Origin of the sequence: Mesorhizobium sp. M7D.F.Ca.US.005.01.1.1, from assembly GCF_003952545.1 — a bacterium.
GTDB lineage: Bacteria > Pseudomonadota > Alphaproteobacteria > Rhizobiales > Rhizobiaceae > Mesorhizobium > Mesorhizobium loti.
Genome location: NZ_CP034453.1, coordinates 6201179 through 6218409, shown reverse-complemented (window position 1 = coordinate 6218409; position 17231 = coordinate 6201179). Strand labels below are relative to the sequence as shown.

General features: G+C 63.8%; 18 protein-coding genes. 5 read left to right on the top strand and 13 right to left on the bottom strand.

The annotated features are described in order from the left end of the window. The first annotated feature begins 480 nt into the window (after positions 1-480). Entirely contained in the window at positions 481-1614 is a 1134-nt protein-coding gene (gene odc2, locus EJ076_RS30285; protein ID WP_126070329.1) for an ornithine/lysine decarboxylase, read from the top strand. A gap of 98 nt (positions 1615-1712) precedes the next feature. Beyond that, positions 1713-2282 (top strand): N-acetyltransferase, encoded by a 570-nt coding sequence (locus EJ076_RS30280; protein ID WP_126070328.1) that lies wholly within the window; start codon positions 1713-1715, stop codon positions 2280-2282. Positions 2283-2377: 95 nt separating this feature from the next. On the opposite strand, the gene EJ076_RS30275 is transcribed toward EJ076_RS30280, so the two are convergent. From EJ076_RS30275 to EJ076_RS30260, 4 genes are all read right to left on the bottom strand, one after another. After that, the gene (locus tag EJ076_RS30275) at positions 2378-2662 is read right to left on the bottom strand and encodes an SCP2 sterol-binding domain-containing protein (protein ID WP_056582750.1); all 285 of its coding nucleotides are present in this window, start codon (positions 2660-2662) and stop codon (positions 2378-2380) included. A 198-nt stretch (positions 2663-2860) separates the two neighbouring features. Beyond that, entirely contained in the window at positions 2861-3376 is a 516-nt protein-coding gene (locus EJ076_RS30270) for a hypothetical protein (protein WP_126070327.1), read from the bottom strand. 97 nt (positions 3377-3473) lie between these two features. Beyond that, positions 3474-3899, bottom strand: coding sequence for a hypothetical protein (locus EJ076_RS30265; RefSeq protein ID WP_126070326.1), 426 nt, complete (start codon positions 3897-3899; stop codon positions 3474-3476). Between the two features lie 98 nt (positions 3900-3997). Further along, positions 3998-4609, bottom strand: coding sequence for a rod-binding protein (locus tag EJ076_RS30260; protein ID WP_164548912.1), 612 nt, complete (start codon positions 4607-4609; stop codon positions 3998-4000). Between the two features lie 514 nt (positions 4610-5123). Between EJ076_RS30260 and EJ076_RS30255 the strand changes: the two genes are divergently transcribed. Then, positions 5124-5963 carry a hypothetical protein gene (locus EJ076_RS30255; protein WP_126070325.1) on the top strand — a complete coding sequence of 280 codons (840 nt, stop codon included), beginning with the start codon at positions 5124-5126 and terminating at the stop codon, positions 5961-5963. A gap of 294 nt (positions 5964-6257) precedes the next feature. Here the strand turns inward: EJ076_RS30255 and EJ076_RS30250 are convergent, their stop codons facing one another. From EJ076_RS30250 to flhA, 3 genes are read right to left on the bottom strand one after another with little or no spacing between them, the layout of a single operon-like run. Then, on the bottom strand, positions 6258-6641 hold the full coding sequence (locus tag EJ076_RS30250) for a hypothetical protein (protein WP_109659344.1): 384 nt from the start codon (positions 6639-6641) through the stop codon (positions 6258-6260). Between the two features lie 2 nt (positions 6642-6643). Further along, complete coding sequence (fliR, locus tag EJ076_RS30245) at positions 6644-7396, bottom strand: flagellar biosynthetic protein FliR (RefSeq protein ID WP_126070324.1); 753 nt, start codon at positions 7394-7396, stop codon at positions 6644-6646. Beyond that, on the bottom strand, positions 7393-9480 hold the full coding sequence (flhA, locus tag EJ076_RS30240; RefSeq protein ID WP_126070323.1) for a flagellar biosynthesis protein FlhA: 2088 nt from the start codon (positions 9478-9480) through the stop codon (positions 7393-7395). Before flhA ends, fliR begins: the two co-directional genes overlap by 4 nt. A gap of 146 nt (positions 9481-9626) precedes the next feature. Here flhA and EJ076_RS30235 point away from each other — a divergent pair, with 146 nt between their 5' ends. Both EJ076_RS30235 and EJ076_RS30230 read left to right on the top strand, forming a co-directional pair. Continuing rightward, positions 9627-9926 (top strand): putative quinol monooxygenase, encoded by a 300-nt coding sequence (locus EJ076_RS30235; protein ID WP_126070322.1) that lies wholly within the window; start codon positions 9627-9629, stop codon positions 9924-9926. 172 nt (positions 9927-10098) lie between these two features. After that, positions 10099-11880: a chloride channel protein gene (locus EJ076_RS30230; protein ID WP_109659352.1), complete on the top strand. Its 1782-nt coding sequence runs from the start codon at positions 10099-10101 to the stop codon at positions 11878-11880. 19 nt (positions 11881-11899) lie between these two features. Here the strand turns inward: EJ076_RS30230 and EJ076_RS30225 are convergent, their stop codons facing one another. From EJ076_RS30225 to flaF, 6 genes are all read right to left on the bottom strand, one after another. After that, positions 11900-13543, bottom strand: a complete 1644-nt coding sequence (locus EJ076_RS30225; RefSeq protein ID WP_126070321.1) for an MFS transporter — start codon at positions 13541-13543, stop codon at positions 11900-11902. Positions 13544-13718: 175 nt separating this feature from the next. Next, positions 13719-15587, bottom strand: a complete 1869-nt coding sequence (gene asnB / locus EJ076_RS30220; protein WP_126070320.1) for an asparagine synthase (glutamine-hydrolyzing) — start codon at positions 15585-15587, stop codon at positions 13719-13721. Between the two features lie 156 nt (positions 15588-15743). Continuing rightward, entirely contained in the window at positions 15744-16010 is a 267-nt protein-coding gene (fliQ, locus tag EJ076_RS30215; protein WP_023761707.1) for a flagellar biosynthesis protein FliQ, read from the bottom strand. A 24-nt stretch (positions 16011-16034) separates the two neighbouring features. Continuing rightward, on the bottom strand, positions 16035-16442 hold the full coding sequence (gene flgD, locus EJ076_RS30210; RefSeq protein ID WP_109659357.1) for a flagellar hook assembly protein FlgD: 408 nt from the start codon (positions 16440-16442) through the stop codon (positions 16035-16037). Continuing rightward, positions 16442-16885 (bottom strand): flagellar biosynthesis repressor FlbT, encoded by a 444-nt coding sequence (flbT, locus tag EJ076_RS30205; protein ID WP_109659360.1) that lies wholly within the window; start codon positions 16883-16885, stop codon positions 16442-16444. The genes flgD and flbT overlap by 1 nt, the downstream gene beginning before the upstream one ends. Then, a complete protein-coding gene (gene flaF / locus EJ076_RS30200) occupies positions 16882-17229 on the bottom strand; it encodes a flagellar biosynthesis regulator FlaF (RefSeq protein ID WP_109659362.1) in 348 nt (115 codons plus the stop codon). The genes flbT and flaF overlap by 4 nt, the downstream gene beginning before the upstream one ends. Positions 17230-17231 lie beyond the last annotated feature (2 nt).

Below are 17231 nucleotides of genomic sequence, written 5' to 3'. Positions count from 1 at the left end.
GGATACGATTTTTATTGATTGTGACGGCAACCAGCCATATATCGCGCTTGCCCAAAGTCGCACGTGCCTGTGGGTGTCCGCCGATCCTCGAATGGTGAGGGAAATCGGTAAGGTAACTGGAGCCAACCCCTCCAGTCGGTCTAGCGGCCAACCGCCAGCCCGAGGACACCTTGAAGCAACGACGGTGCGGGCCTTTCTGGTGTTCTGCCGGTTGTCCAAAAACCGGGGTTACTGAAGAGGCACACCTTCATTGCCGGCAGTGCGGACGGGTCTCCCATCCAAGCCAAGGCAGACAAAGCGAACCGAGGCCGGGCAAGGCCAAGGTTCACCGCCGCGAGACGGCGCTTCATGGTTCCGGGGTCTCCACCGGCTGGTTCCATGGATTTCCGTCCCGCCTTTGTCCACCGCGTGTTCGCGAGGCTGACAGCCCGCGTTCCGCAGCCTTATTGCGCGCCGAAAGGCGCTGATGGAGAGACCCCGATGGCTACCCAGCGCATCCTTGACTTTCTCGCCACCCGACGTCCGACCGGCCCCTGCCTCGTCGTCGACCTCGACGTCGTGCGCGGCAATTTCCGCGCCTTCGAGAAGGCGCTACCCGATTCGAAGATCTACTATGCGGTGAAAGCAAACCCGGCGCCGGAAATCCTGCGCCTGCTTGCTGCGATGGGCTCGTCCTTCGACACCGCTTCCGTTGCCGAAGTCGAGATGGCGATGGACGCCGGTGCGCCGGCGGACCGCATCTCCTTCGGCAACACCATCAAGAAGGAGCGTGACATCGCACGCGCCTACCAGCTCGGCATCCGCCTGTTCGCTGTCGATTGCGTCGAAGAGGTCGAGAAGATCGCCCGCGTCGCTCCAGGCGCGCGCGTGTTCTGCCGCGTGCTGACCGATGGCGAGGGCGCCGAGTGGCCTCTGTCGCGCAAGTTCGGCTGCGTGCCGGCGATGGCCGTCGACGTGCTGCGCCACGCCAAGGGGCTCGGCCTCGACGCCTATGGCGTGTCGTTCCATGTCGGCTCGCAGCAGACCGACCTGACCGCCTGGGACCGTGCGCTGGCCGACGCCAAGGTGGTGTTCGCGACGCTCGCCGAGGAAGGCATCGTCTTGAAGATGGTCAACATGGGCGGTGGTTTCCCGACGCGCTATCTGCGTGACGTGCCGGCCGCCCAGGCCTATGGCCAGGCGATCTTCTCGGCGCTGCGCAAGCATTTCGGCAATGCGCTTCCCGAGACCATCATCGAGCCGGGCCGCGGCATGGTCGGCAATGCCGGCGTCATCAAGTCGGAAGTCGTGCTGATCTCGAAGAAGGCAGTCAACGACAATGTGCGCTGGGTGTTCCTCGACATCGGCAAGTTCGGCGGCCTGGCTGAGACGATGGACGAGGCGATCCGCTACCCGATCGTCACCGCGCATGACGGCACGGAGACAGCACCCTGCGTGCTCGCCGGCCCGACCTGCGATTCGGCCGACGTGATGTACGAGAAGACGCCCTATCCGCTCCCTTTGTCGCTGACCATCGGCGACGAGGTGCTGATCGAAGGTACCGGCGCCTACACGACCACCTATTCGGCGGTCGCCTTCAACGGCTTCGAGCCTCTCCGATCCTACGTGATCTGACGGTTCGAAAGAACCGATCAGATCATCCGGCGCGGGCGAACAGATCGCCCGCCTGGGCTCGCCTGTGGAACAGTCTCCGCTCGTGAAGGATTGCGGAAATGGAAATGTCAGTTGAAATCGTGGGCCACGCGCCGGCCTTTGTGATGGTCGCCGAAACCGCCGCCGACGTTGCGGTGCGCGAGGCGTTGCTCGATCGGGCCATGGGGCCGAAGCGGCGGAAAAAGTCGTCGGAGAAGCTGCGTCGCGGCCGCCGGCCGTCGGAGGGCCTGGCCTTCGTCGCCCGCGATGCGTCGGGCACCGTGGCTGGCACGGTGCGGCTGTGGGATGTCACGCTGGGCGAGGGCGGCAAGGCAGCGCTGCTGCTTGGCCCGCTCGCCGTCGATCCGTCGCTCACGAGTGCCGGCATCGGCTCGGCGTTGATGCGTCATGCCATCGCCGAGGCGGCGCGCCTTGGCCACGCCGCGATCCTGCTGGTCGGCGATGCGCCCTACTATGGACGCTTCGGCTTCTCGGCCGCCAGGACCGGTTCGCTGGCCATGCCGGGACCCTATGAGCGGCACCGCCTGCTGGCGCTGGAGCTGGTGGAAGGCGCGCTTGACGGCGTGCACGGCACGCTGAAGGCTGCCGGCCGCAAGCTGAAGGCGCAGGAATTGACATCGGCGGCCTGAGACAGGAAGCCGCCGGCAGCTCATGCAAAACGCCGCCCGAAAAGGCGGCGTTTTTTTCGCGATTGGTGAGCGCCGCCTTGGGCGGCTGGATGCCTTCAGCCGATCAGCTGGCTGAGCGCCATGGCGACGGTCATGTCGCCTTCGACCTTTATCTTGCCGGTCATGAACGCCATGGTTGGGTTCAGGTCGCCAGCGATCAGCGAATCCAGATCGTCGAGCGAGAGCTTGATGGTGCAGTCGGCGGGTGCATCTGATGTCGAGACGGTCGCGCCGTCGATGACGATGACGCCGTCGCTGCCGGTGTCAAACTTCACGGAACGATCGAACCCGCTACTTGCCACGCGCGACTTGATCTTCTCGGCAATCTCCTGAACGCTCACGCTGTTCTCCTTGTCTGGTTGCATCTGTCTCGCAACGGCGCTTCGATCCAGCCGAAGCCCATGCCGCGGTTTCGCGATCACGGTCGCTGCCGCATATAGCTTTGAGTTGACGTTTACGTCAACGCGAATTCCGGTGGTTGGTTCCAGCCGACGCGGCAGGCGAGGCCCGATGGGATCGAGGCCTTTGAGCAAGGCAACTCAGTGTTCCTTGAACGCCTTGGTCATTTCGCTCGCCGTCTCGCTCTTCTTGCGGCGCAGCCAGTTGTCGCGGATTTCGTCCTTCGACAGGAAATTGACCTGATCGATCAGAACCTCATGCACCAAGGTAGCGCCGACACGCGCGTTGACGGTATCGCGGATCGCTGCACGGAAGGCATCGAGATCAATCGTCGCCTTGTTGGTGAAGTCGATCTGCGGATTGGAATAAAGGTAGGAATAGACCTGGTCGGTGATCAGCGCTTCCGCCGGAATGGACAGCTTCTTTATCTGCTCGGGTTCGACCGTGTAGACGAGCTTGGTCAGGAAATAGCCGCCGATCTGGGAATCGCGGATCAGGGGCACCGAAATGATGTCGGTCTTGACGTAGTCGAGGCCGCCCAGCATCGGCTTCGGCTTTTCGCCGACACCCTTTTCGCCCGCAGCCTGGAACGAATAGAACACGGCGCCGAGCGTGGCGGCGCAGATCCAGACGGCGATGGCGATGACCTTGATCATCAGGTCTTGTCAGTCCCTTGGTCATTCCCTTGAGATGGCAACGCGGCACTGCGCTGTTGCCTGGGCAGGATCGCCGATCTGTCCCTTGCGGTCGGCATCATGCCTTCGCCCAGCCGAACTCGCCGGCGGAATAGGTGCCGTCGGTTTCGGCGCGTTGGATGGCGTGCCGCAACAGGCTGGCGACTTCGTTGACCGCGCTGAGGTGCGCCAGGATCGCCGCCTCGTTCTTCGCCAGCTTCTGGCGCAGTCGGGTCAGGCCTTCGCGGTGCTGTTCGAGGAACTCGGCTTCGCTGCCGCCTTTCATGGCGCGGGTCAGCTCGTAGAGGTAGCGGCTCTTGCGGGCGTTCGACGCCTTGAGATCGTAGTTGGTGGCGGTGCGGATGCCGGCCGTCTCTTCCTCGACCACTTCCTCGATGCGGCCGATGATGGCGGCGAGGTTGCCAGGCCGCGCGAACGGGATCGGCGCTTCCGACACGGTCGTGCGGGCTGGCAGGTTGGGGGTGAATTCCGAAAAGTCGGCCATGAAAATCCCGGTCTGGTTAGATTGAAACTCGGATACGCACTATCTGCTTGGTTGGAGCATGATCTTCCCAAAACCGGTTCCCGGTTCCGGGACATGCCCTAGATCTTGATGTCTGTCTTGATGGTGGTCTCGTCACCGGTGATCGACCGCGCCGCCCTGCGCTGCAATTCATGCACCAGCGAGGTCGACAGGCTGTTCTGTTGATCGATCTCGGTCTTTTCCGGCCCGCCCGAAACTGGCCCGACCGGCACGACGCGCTTGCCTTCGAGATAGTGGTCGGCAAGCATCGACTTGGCGATGCCAATGCCGCCGCGTTCGGCCATAACGTCGGCCACCCGCTCGGCAAGCTGCGATTTCCACATGTCGCCGGCCAGGCCCTTGCCATAGACGCCTTCGGTGTCCTTGGGCAGCATGTTCTGGATGAAGGTCTGCAGCACCATCGCCTCGAACTTCTTGAACTTTTTGGCGGGATCGGTTGAGGCGGCAGCCTTGTCGGCGGTGGCGCGCGACAGGATCGAGCCGGCATCGACCGAAGCGGCGGTATCGACCGAAAAAGCGCCCGCAGCACCGCCGGCACGCTTTGTCAGCGCGGCGCGGGCGGCCTCGATGTCCGTCGGATCGACGGCTCGGGCCACATCCATAACGATGTCGCTGGGTGGAGAAATCGCCAAGAAAGTCCGCCTTTTGTCGGTTTTCCTTAGCCAGACAATGCCTCAACAAGCTTGTGGCAGGCTTGCGGGGGAGAGGGGAGGCGGAATGTGAGTGTGGGTCGGGTGTCTGCTTCGCCCTACGAGCGGCCATTGCGACGCCAGTTTCTCGAATGACGGCAGTGGGGTGACGGCAGTGGGGCCGGAAGCAGACAGTCCGCCTCCACCAGGTCCTCAAGCCATCGATCCGGCCGCAATTCAGATATGCCGATGTTGCTTTTCGACCGATCCCGTGACCACCGCGGCCTCTGCCAAATCGCCAGGCAAGCAAGGGAAGACAGCGTCAAGTTCGAGCCGGAGATGAAGAAGAACGGAGCCATCGCCGCATCGGCGTCTGCCCCGTGGGTATGGACGAATTCAGTCATGCGCAATAAGGATCGGGATGTGGTCTGCCGTGGCGCTCCTTTTCGCCGCGTCGCCAAGGCAGGTGACGTTCGTTCAATGACGCTGCGCAGGGCGGGTTGGCCTTCTGGCCTAACGCCGCCCGCTGAAGTGTCGATATCAGGGGATCTTGTCAATGACCGACAACAAGCCAGACGTTACCAGGGATTGGCAAGCAACGCAGGGCCAGAAGTCCTCCGCCACGCGTCTTCGCCTTTTCGCCGCACTCTCGTGGATCGTCGCCATTGGCGGCGAGATCTACGGGATTATTCTGCTTCGCCAGAACAAGTTCGACCAGGGACACCTGCCGCTGATCATCGGCCTTCTGGTCGGCATCGCGGTTTTCGCAATCGCCGGCAATTTGCTGTGGAAGGCGGCCAACAGGCACGATCCGGCCAGTGCATCGGACGCGGCCAGGTTCTTCTTCCAAAACCAGCTCGGCGCAATCATCACGCTGATTGCCTTCCTCCCGCTGGTTTTCCTGATCCTCACCGACAAGAACATGGACCCGCAGACCAAGAAGGTTGCCGGCGGCCTCGGCGCCGCGTTGGCGGTGCTCGCGACGGTCATGGGGATCAGCTTCAAACCCCCGTCGGTCGAGCAGTACACCCAGGACATGAACGCGTGCGCGACCCAGATCAAGGCGGGGCAGCCGACCACAGCCTGTTCGCCCGACGTCGCCGCTCAGGCGCAGGCAATCGCCACGGACTCCGCCGCGGTGGCTGCGGCGACGAAGGACACGGCACATCCCGCAGGTCAGGACATCGTGTACTGGATCGCACCGGAAAACGGCGCCAAGAAATCCTCGGAGCCGCATGTTTTCCATCTCTGCGCAGGCGTGAGTCCGCTGAAGGACAAGACCGTGAATAGTGGCTCCGTGACGGAGGCCTACGCGCAGAACGCCGTCCGCATCACGAAGCAGATCGATATGGAACAGAAGCAGTGCGGGTTCACCGCCACAACCAGCACCAACTGAACCCGCCTGCTGCGCTCGATCGCGTCCAGCCGTTTGGTCTTGTCGAGAGGGATGGCGCGCAAGCGCAGGCTCAGTATTGACTCGCCGAAGCAACGCCAAATGCCAGGATTGCCCGGCTGGCCATTATTGTCCAACTGCAAACTTATACGCGGCGGGCAATGACTGGGCGTCTTACGCACGGCAGCTTCCGGCCTGAGCGCTTCGAATGGAGAATGACGTTGATGCGGCGCGAAGCGGCCGTTCACGTCGCGCCGTCCGCAAGTCAAATTCGGATCACGAGGAGAATCCCCGCCGCTACTCCTCGTTCCGCTTCTGCGCGATGATATCGAGCCGCTCGCGGTCGGAGCGTTCGCGCTCGTCGCGGTTGCGCACGTCCTTGTAGGCGCGTTCGACCATGTTGGTGCGTGCGGTCGCGGCGGCGATGAGGCTGGCTTCCTGCTTCGCGCTTGCCAGGTTCGCCTCCTGGCGGACGACGGCCTGGGCAATGCGGCGGTGGTAGAGATCGGGAAACAGGGCGGAAAGCGAATCGGCTTGGTCGAAATGGCCGACCAGCTCCCTGGCTTCGGCCTCGGCGGCACTGGCTGCGGCGACGAACGTGGCGTGGCGGGTTTCGTGCAGCGCCTTCAGCTGTTCCTGCACCTTGACCAATTTCTTCAGGCGGTCCCTGCGGATGCTCATCGTCATCTCGCCAATGTCAGGTCGACAAAGCCGTCGACGAACAGCGACAGCATGGTGCCGACGGCGAAATAGAAGATGATCATGCCACCGGCGATGATGAAGGGCTGGGAGATGAAATAGATCGGGATCTGCGGCGTTAGCTTGTTGACGAAGCCGATCGTCAGATTGACGAGGATGGCATAGGCGACGAACGGGCTGCCGAGGCGGATGACCAGGAAGAACGTGTCCGACACCGTGTCGGTGACATCGACGAGAGCGGCCTGCGGGTTGAAGAAGATGTTGACCGGCGCGACCGTGTAGGACGACACCAGCGCGCGTATTATCTCGTGGTCGAAATCGAAGACGAACAGCATCAACAGCGCCGAAAACGAGATGATGGCGGCAAGGGCTGCTTGGGGTTCGGGCTCCTCGATCGCCGGTCCGCCGGTGCCGCCATAGCCGATCAGCATGGCGATGGCCGAGCCCATGAAGCGCAGGGCTTCCATGTAGAGCCTGGTCATGGCGCCGATCAGGCCGCCGACCAGAAGTTCCGAGATGATCATCGGCACCAGGATCTGCGGACGCGGATCGACGAAGGGAAAGATCTTGTCCCACAGGAAGGCGAGCAGGCCGCCGGTGGCGGCGACCGCGACGAACAGCCTGACCTGGATCGGAACGCGGGCGCTGGACAGGCCGGGCATCAGCATGAAGCAGGCGCCGATGCGGCAGAAGGCGAGGAACGCCGCGATGACGACGCCTTGCGAAAGCACGCTCACGATATGGTTCCGAGCACCCTGATCTCGACGCCCTTGGCGATCTCGACGTGGCTGAGCACCGGCAGCGTGGTGAACAGCCGCTCGATGATCATGCGCACATAGGGGCGGGCGTCGGGTGCGGTGACGAGCACGAAACGCTCGCCGGCTTCCAGATATTTCTTGATCGCCTTGGTGGCGTCCTGGCCGAACTCTTCGAGCTGGCGTGGGTCGATGTCGAACTCGCGCACCTCGCCCTTGGCGTCGCGCTTGAGGCTCTGGTGGAAGGCGAGGTCCCAGCGGTTGCCGAGGCGCAGCACCTTCAGCACACCGCCCTCGGAGAGGTCGCCGCAGATCTGCTGGGCCATGCGGATGCGGACATGCTCGACGATCTGCTCGGTGCGGCGCACATGCGGCGCGATCTCGGCGATCGCCTCGATGATCAGATGCAGATTGCGGATCGAGACGCGCTCGGCGAGCAACAGCTTCAGCACCGCCTGCAGGCCGGGGTAGGAGATGTGCGTGGTGCAGATCTCGTCGGCGAGCTTGCGGTACTCCTGGTCCTGGCGTTCGAGCAGCGCCTTCATGTCCTTGTAGGACAGAAGCTGCGGCAGGTTGTTGCGGATGACCTCGGAGAGATGGGTGAGCAGCACCGACATGTTGTCGGCGAAGGTGTAGTTCTCGCGCTTCAAATCCTCGGCGAAGGCTTCGACCACCGAATAGGCGCGCATGCCGAAAGCCGGCTCGCGGATTTCCTCGCCCGGTATTTCGGGGATGTCGCGGTTGCCGAGCAGCACCATGATCTCGCCGACGCGCATCTGGTATTCGGCCACCACGGTGCCGTGCACCTTGATCTGGTAGCTCTTCGGCGGGATGGCGAAATCGTCGGCGACACGCACTTCCGGCACCACGAAACCGTATTGCGTGGCGAATTTCTTGCGCATCTTGCCCATGCGGAAAACCAGTTCCTGATGCGACGTCAGCAGCCTTGTCGACAGCTGCTTGCCGATCAAAAGCTCGATCTCGGCGGTGGCGAGCGAGGCCTTGACCGAATTCTTCTCCTCCTCGACCTTGGTCGCCTTTTCCTGATCCTTGATCGCCTGGGCTTCGGCGATGGCGCGGTTGGCGCGCATCGGGATGATATAGCCGAGGCCGGCCATGCCGGCAGCGAGCGCGAAGAACGGGAACAGCGGCAGGCCGGGCATCAGGCCGAGCAGCACCAGCAGCGATGCCGCGACGTAGAGGGCGCGCGGATGAGCGCCGAGCTGGCCGAACACCGCCTGGTTGGTCGAGCCGCGGGTGCCGCCCTTGGAGACGAGCAGGCCGGCGGCGAGCGACACGATCAACGCCGGGATCTGGGTGACGAGGCCGTCGCCGACCGACAGCTTGATGAACACGTCGGCGGCTTCGCCCATGCCCATGCCGTGCCTGATATAGCCGATGGCGATGCCGCCGACGATGTTGATGGCGGTGATGATGAGGCCGGCGATGGCGTCGCCGCGGACGAATTTCGAGGCACCGTCCATCGAGCCGAAGAAGGAGGATTCCTCTTCCAGTTCGCGACGCCGAAGCTGTGCGGTCTTGTCGTCGATCATGCCGGCGGAGAGGTCGGCGTCGATCGACATCTGCTTGCCGGGGATGGCGTCCAAGGTGAAGCGCGCGCCGACTTCGGCGATACGCGTGGCGCCCTTGGTGATGACGATGAAGTTCACCACGATCAGGATCATGAAGACGATCAGGCCGATGACGAAGTCGCTGGCCATCACCAGCTTGGAGAAGCCGGCAATGACGTAGCCGGCCGCGTGCGTGCCCTCATTGCCATGCGACAGGATCATGCGCGTGGTGGCGATGTTGAGCGACAGCCTGAGCATTGTGGCGATGAGCAGCACCGTCGGGAACGACGAGAAATCGAGCGGCCGCTGGATCCACAGCGCCACCATCAGGATCAGCACCGAAAGCGCGATCGAGAAGGCGAGGCCGATGTCGATGAGAAAGGCCGGGATCGGCAGGAACAGCACGGCCAGGATGATGACGATGCCAATGGCAAAGAAGACGTCGCGGCCATTCTTGGCCACCGCGCCGGGCTGAATGCTTTCGCTGATCGCCATGTCGTCCCCAAATTCGAAGCCTGCCGAGCGCGCGACAGCCCTGCGAGGGTAGCCCGCCAAGCTTGCGCGAGGGTGGGAGACTGGCTAGTTCGAACGATCATGCGCAGATGGCCGTACGGGCCGGCTTCGCAAGGAAGGGAAAACCCATGCTTCTGATCACCGGCACCATCCGCTTGCCGCCAGACAAATTGGAGGAGGCCAAGCCCGCCATGGAACGCATGGTTTCAGCCAGCCGCGCGGAGCCCGGTTGTCTCCAGTATTCCTATGCGCAGGATGTTTTCGATGCCGGGCTCATTCGGGTCACGGAAGTCTGGAGCGACAGAGCAGCGCTCGGCGCGCATTTTGCCTCGCCGCACCTTGCCGACTGGCGCGCGAGCTGGCCAGCACTTGGCATAGGCGAGCGCAATCTCGTGCTCTATGAAGCCGGCGAGCCCATGTCGACCTGATCGACCCGCCAGCGAGCGCCGGTGCGTTCCAACCGAGGGCAGCAACGGCCGCAAGCTGCCGGTCAATGCCACAATGGCGCCTTGTCTGTCGCCATTGTGGTTGCCATGCCGTGTCGCCGGGCGTATCAGGCGGGCTTTCCACTGCCTTTTGTGATATCGGCGAGCCGCCCCGGTGCTTTCCAGAAACCAACCGCAAGTTTATGCACGCCGGCTGCGCGCGGTGCTGATCAGGTCGTTGCCGCTGCTCGAGGCGCGCGGCATCGCAGTGGTCATTCTGGCCGGCGTCGTAGGCGTCATGGCGGGCATATTGGTCACGGCGATGAGCCAGATCGTGCAGGACCTGCACGGGCTGTTGTTCGGCGTCCAGCCCGGCGGCCGGCTTTCCGGCATGTTCTCGCTCGCCAATCCGATGCAAGCGCTGGTACCGGCGATCGGCGGCATCCTGCTTGGGCTGACGGTGGTCTGGCTCAGGATACGGAAATTCCGCACGCCGATCGACCCGATCGAAGCCAATGCGCTCTATGGCGGGCGCATGTCGCTGACCGACACCTTCATCATTGCCGGCCAGACGATGATCTCCAGCGGTTTTGGCGCCTCGGTCGGGCTGGAAGCCGGCTACACGCAGGTCGGCTCCGGCCTGGCCTCGCGGCTGGCGGGCATCTTCCGGCTGCGCCGCAACGATGTCCGCATCCTGGTCGGCTGTGGTGCCGCCGGCGCCATCGCCGCCGCCTTCGATGCACCGCTGACCGGCGCCTTCTACGGCTTCGAACTGGTCATCGGCATCTACTCGGTCGCCAATGTCGCGCCTGTCATGACCGCCGCGATCTCAGCCTCGCTGACCGCCGAAATGTTCGGCGGCGTGCCGTTTCCGCTCGAGCTTTCAGGTCTGCCGGCGCTCACCGCCAGCCAGTACGTGCCGTTCCTGCTGCTCGGGCTGCTCGGCGGTGCCGCCTCGATCGCCATCATGCATCTGGTGACGCTGATCGAGCGCGGCTTCGCCAGGCTGTCGATCGATGCGTCGTTGCGCCCCGTTATCGGCGGCGTCATCGTTGGCTTGTTGGGACTGATCACGCCGCAGGTCCTGTCCAGCGGCCATGGCGCGCTGCATCGCGAATTCTCGATGAATTACGGGCTGGCCGTGGTGGCCAGCGTCTTCGTGCTCAAGCTGGCGGCATCGGCGGTTTCGCTGGGGTCAGGCTTTCGCGGCGGATTGTTCTTCGCCTCGCTGTTCCTCGGCGCGTTGCTCGGCAAGGCGTTTGCGGATGTGATGGTTGTCGTCTCGCCGGCAACCGGCATCGACCCTGCGGTTGCCGCCGTCGTCGGCATGACGTCGCTTGCCGTCGGTGTCGTCGGCGGTCCGCTGACGATGACCTTCCTGGCGCTGGAATCGACCCGCGACCTGACGCTGACCGGCGTCGTGCTTGCGGCCTCGATCATGTCGGCGATCCTGGTGCGCGAGACCTTCGGCTACTCGTTCTCGACATGGCGCTTTCATCTGCGCGGCGAGACCATTCGCAGCGCCCACGATGTCGGCTGGATGCGTAGCCTCACCGTCGGTTCGATGATGCGCAAGGACATCAAGACCATCTATGCTTCGACGACGCTGGCGGCCTTCCGCAAGGAGGTGCCGCTCGGTTCAGCCCAGCGCGTCATCGCTGTCGATGCGGGCGATCACTATGTCGGCGTGCTGATCGTGGCCGAACTGCACAGCGATCCCTCCGATGGGGAGGTGCCGGTGCGCGATCTTGCCAAGTACAAGGACGCGGTGCTGGTGCCGAGCATGAACGTACAGGCCGCCGCCGAGACGTTCCAGCGCGCGGGCGCCGAAGAACTCGCCGTGGTCGAGGATTTCACCGACCACATTGTGCTGGGGCTGTTGACCGAAGGCCATTTGATGCGGCGCTACGCCGAGGAACTCGACAAGGCGCGCCGGGACCTGTCGGGCGAGGGTTAGCGGGCAAGGGGTCCCGGACTCAGTGCTCAATAGGTCCTTTGGCCATCACAAGCGCCGTGCCGGCGGTTGTCGGGCGTTCGATCATGCGCCGCACGCGGGGCGGCTCGTCGCCGCTGTGCAGCGCCCGCACACGTTCGCCGATGACGGCGTCGGCATGGGTAATGCGTCCATTGTGGCGCACATATTCGATCCAGGTCGGCGTGTGGTAGTGCTCGATCCATATGGTGGGATTCTCGAGATCGCGCGCCAGCGTCCAGTTGCGGGCGCCGTCACGACGGCGGATGCGGCCGCGTTCTGCCATGATGGCGAGGAATTCCGGTTCGTCCTCGTGCCGGATCACATACTCGATCATGATGGCGATGGGACCACTGCGCGGCTTCAGGTCGAGCGCCAAATGCGGTTCCTTGAAGCGATTGAGTGGGTCGAGGTTGAGCACCTGCTGTTGCGGTAGCGGTAGCAAAAGACCGATGGCGCCGCCGGCCAACATGGCGATGCTGGCGGCGATCAGAGCGGTTTCGGCGCCATGCGCATCGGCGACGACGCCCCAAATCCAGCTGCCGAGCGCGATGCCGCCGAAGGTCGCCGTCTGGTAGACCGACAGCACTCGGCCGACCACCCAGCGCGGTGTCGCCATCTGCACCGTGACGTTGAAATGCGAAAGCGCGATCACCCAGCAAGCGCCGCCGACAAGCAGGCCGAGCGACGTCTGCCAGGCATGATGGCTGATGGCGGCATTGAAGGCGCAGAAGGCGAAGCCGGCGAAAGCACAGCGCACCATCGTCTCGCTGGACAGCAACTGCCGCAGCCTGACGCTGATCAAGGCGCCGCCGACAGCGCCGATGCCGAAGGCACCGAGCATGATGCCGTAGGTCAGCGCATCGCCCTTGACGACGTCGCGGGCCACCAGCGGCAGTAACGCCAGCACCGCGCCGGCACTGAAGCCGAAAGCAGCGCCCCTGACCAGCACCTTGCCGATGTTGGGCGACATGGCGACATAGCGCAGGCCTGCGCCCATGGCGGCACCCAGCGACTCGCGCGGCAAGGTCGATACCGGCACGTCCGGCTTCCAGCGCGCCAGCACGACGATCAGGCCGATATAGCTCACCGCGTTCGCCGCGAAGGCGGCCGCCGCACCGGCAGCGGCGACGATGATGCCGCCGATCGCCGGGCCGACGCTGCGGGTCAGGTTGAAGCCCAGGGAATTGAGCGCGACGGCGGCCGGCACCTTGTTGCGAGGGACGATGTCGCCGACGGAGGCCTGCCATGACGGGTTGTTGAGCGCCGTGCCGCTGTCGATCAGGAAGGTGAAGGCAAGCAGCGTCCACGGCGTCATCAGGCCGGAATAGGTGAATAGGGTCAGAAGCACCGACACGACCAGCATGAAGGTCTGGGCGACCAGCATCACCTTGCGCCGGTCGAAACTGTCGGCGATGGCGCCGGCGACGAGCGCAAACAGCATGATCGGCAAGGTGGTCGATGCCTGGACCAGGGCCACCTGATAGGGCGAGGTGGCGATCGTGGTCATCATCCAGGCGGCGCCGACGCCCTGGATCAGGCCGCCGAAATTCGAGACGAGACTTGCACCCCACACGGCACGGAAAATGCCGTGCCGGAAGGGCGCCAGCGCCGAGACGCTCTCGCTTTCCGGCTTTTCGTCAATCATCGGGGTTCCCTGCCATGTGGTGCCGATTCGTCAGACGATCCGTTTGCTCAGACCGTTTGCCGAAAGTAGGGCATGGCGCCGCAAAGGGCGAATGTCTTTCGAAAAAGCTCATGGTCCAACAATGGGATAGAGGCGGTCCACGCCCCATTCCCGGCCAGAACGACGCATGCATGGATCAACGCGCGTCACGGACCGCGGCATGCAGGGCTTCGGTGAGCTGGCTCGTGGTGTCGCCGCCAACATGCAGGCGAAGGAAAAGCTCCATGCCCACCAGCCGCAGCCGCGATGGCTGGTCGCGCCTCGCCAGGTCGATGAGGTCGTCGACCGAGGATGAAGACCACTTCATGGCGTCGCGCAGAAGACCACCGCGCAGCAGGCCCTGCGTGCCGGCGGTGAAGGTGCCAGACACCTCGAAACCGATCTTTCGGGCTTGGACATTCTGCGGCGGAATGTGTTTTTCCGCGACTCTCTTCAACAGCCACTTTCCTTGCTTCTGGCGGTATTTGTGCCGCCTCGGCAGGTGGATGGCGAAGTCGATCAGCCGGTTTTCGAGAAACGGCACCCTGAGTTCGACGGACGCTGCCATGCTTAGCCGGTCATGCCTGTTCAGCAGGTCCTGCAGGTGCGAATACATGTCCTGGAGGCAACAGCCGAGGAAGGCGCGGTCGCCGAGCGATGCCACCGGTTCCAACCGGTCGAAGATCCTCGTTTGCAGAAAGTTCAGTTCCGGCGACAGCGCCCTGAGCACGACGTTGCGATCCCAGCTATGGGCGGAGCCGATCGATGTCCGGAAGGGGGCCTGGCGCTGGCGCTCGAACCTCATGGCAAGCCGGCGCTTCGACCGAAACAGCCGCCCGGGCCACGACCAGGGCCGCCACAATCTCATGCTGGCCACCTGCCAGCCATAGCCGCCAAACAGTTCGTCGGCGCCTTCGCCGGTAAGCAGCACCTTGACGCCGTCGGTCCGGCATTGCTCGGCAAGTGCCAGCAGGCCAACATGGCTTGCATGCCAGCCATCGCTTTCCAGGTGCCAGACGGCTCTTGGCCACAGTTCGAGAAAGCGGTCCTTGTCGACCGGCACCCTGTGCAGGGTCACGCCGGCGTGACGGGCGGTGCGTTCGGCATCGTCGACTTCGCTGTGGCCGACGCGCGGGTCGACGACATAGGCTGATATCTCGGGCCTGAACCGTTTCGCCAGCGTGGTGACGAGGCCGGAATCGACGCCACCGCTGCAAGCCGCCGCGAGGCTGGTGTCGGCGATGCAGTGGAGTTCGACACTGTCCCGTATCAACGACTCCAGCGTTGCCATGTGCTCGGCGTCGGTGGCCGTGTCGTTGGCGATGCGGGCCGCGTCGAGGACATCGAGCACATGCCAGAAGCAGCGTTTCTCGATGCCGGCGTCGCTGATCTTCCACAGGCCTGCCGGCGGCAGCCGCTCAATTCCCTGGAACAGGCTGAAGCTCGAGTCGCGGCTCTGCCAGGCGAGGCGCAAGGTGATCTCGCGGGCATCGACGTCGCGCGCAACGCCGTCGCAGGCCAGGATAGCCTTGTCCTCGGAGGCGAACAGGATCCGGTCGCCCGTCTCGGCCACCGACATCGGCTTGATGCCGAGGCGGTCGCGCGCAAGCCACAAGGCGCCGGTCCGCGCGTCGAAATAGGCTAGGGAAAACATGCCGTCGAACAGCAGAATGGCCTTGTCCGGGCCCCAGTGGTGCAAGGCCTCGAGAACCACCTCGGTGTCGGAGACTGTTCGAAAGACCCGGCCTTCCGCTTGCAGCGCGTCGCGCAGGAACCGGTAATTGTAGACCTCGCCATTGTAGACCAGCACGCCCTGGCCGCAGGCGGTGAGCATCGGCTCGCGCGCCGCGGCCGAGAGATCGATGATCGAGAGCCGCCGGTGCCCCAAGGCGAGCCTTCTGTCGTTCCATGTGGCATGGTCGTCGGGACCACGGTGCACGAGCGCCTGCATCATGCGGCCAACGTCGGCGAGGTCGCCGCCGGCGATCGGGTTCCGCTTGCGCCAGACCCCGGCTATGCCGCACATGGTCCGGTCGATCTGGCCTGGTTCATGGGCTTCCGCGAAGACATCGATGCAAATGCGGTGACATCAGACCAGCGACTGCCTTGCCGGATGGCACGATGGCAATCTAACCGGAAGCCAGCAGCCTGCAAGCGGTGCCAGCGTTTTCGCAAGCGCGCTTCAGAACCCGTTCTGGATGCGCTCGAAGATGACGTTGGTGAAGGCAGATATCTGGCTGCCGATGAAGGGGCCGGTCAGCGCCACCACCAGCATGATGGCGACGATCTTCGGCACGAAGGTCAAGGTGATCTCCTGGACCTGCGTCAGCGCCTGGATGAGGGCGATGCCGATGCCGACCACCATGGCGACCAGCACCACCGGTGCGGACGCGGTGAGCACCGTCCACACTGCGTACTGGACGATGTCGAGAGCGTCGGCCTCGTTCATGGGACTGGCTCTCTGTCGAAAGCGTCAGCTCGCTGCCTTGACCGAGACGCCCGGGCCGACCGCGACTTCGGTGCCGTTCTGCAGCACGGCGATCAGGCCGCTACTGGCGAGGCGCACCGACGCCACCGTGCCCGTCGTCTTGCCGTCGGCGGAAGTTATCGAGCGCCCGATCAGTGCGTCGGCCTGCGACAGTGCCGAGGACTGCATGATCTGGCCGAGCTTGGTGTTGGTCTGCACCGATTGCTCGACCTGCGAGAAGGTGGCGAGCTGGGCGACATACTGCGTCGAATCCATCGGCTTGGTCGGATCCTGGTTCTTCATCTCGGCGATCAGAAGCTTCAGGAAGGACTGGTAGTCGACCGCTGTCTTCGAAGTCGACGCGGTGGCCTGGTTGGCGCCGTTCGGTATCGTCGTCGTCATGTCCACGTTCATCAGTATCGTGCTCCCACAGCCAGCGGGCGCTCGGCACCCGGAACGTCGTCATTGCCACCCAACGCGCGGCGTTCGAGCGGATAAAGCGCGCGAATTGCCTTCAGCGCCTCGTAGATATGGTCCTCGCCGACCATGCGGTCGATCTGTTTCAGCGCAGCGCAGATCTGGGTGTCCTCGAAGCTTGCCAGCAGCAGCGGCAGCGAACGGCGGAACATATCGCGCGCCCCAGCCGCGCCGGCCGGGTTCATCAGCATGACCTGCAGGATGAAATACAGCTGTTTGAGCGGTGTCGAGGCGTCGTCGGCCTGGATGACGTGGCTTTCGAGCAGGAACTGGACGTCGTTCATCAATTCGACGGTGACTTTGCGGTCGACCCGGATGACGGCGCCGTTGATGTAGATCTTCTCGTTCGGCTTCAGCGATATCTTCAGCGTGTTGGTCATTGAATGCCGTCCCTAATGATCTGGGACACCTCGATCAGCCCTTCGAAATTGTTGGTGCGACCCTGGCGAATGTCTTCCGCCTCGCGCAGCAGCCACAGGCCGATGGAAATGAGGTTGGCGCGCAGCTCCTTGGGCAGGGCGTTGTCGCTGGAACCGAGATCCTCGACGAAGGCGGTCCAGACGCGGTTGGTGAAATGAAGCGCCTCGATCGCCTCCATCGAACCGTGGCCGGCCGCCGCCGCCGCCGCCAGCATGTCGATCGAGCGGGTCAGGAGTTCCCGCTCGCGGTCCTTCGCGTCGGCAACGGAGGTGCTCTGGATGTCGGCGTAGGAGAATTGGTACATCG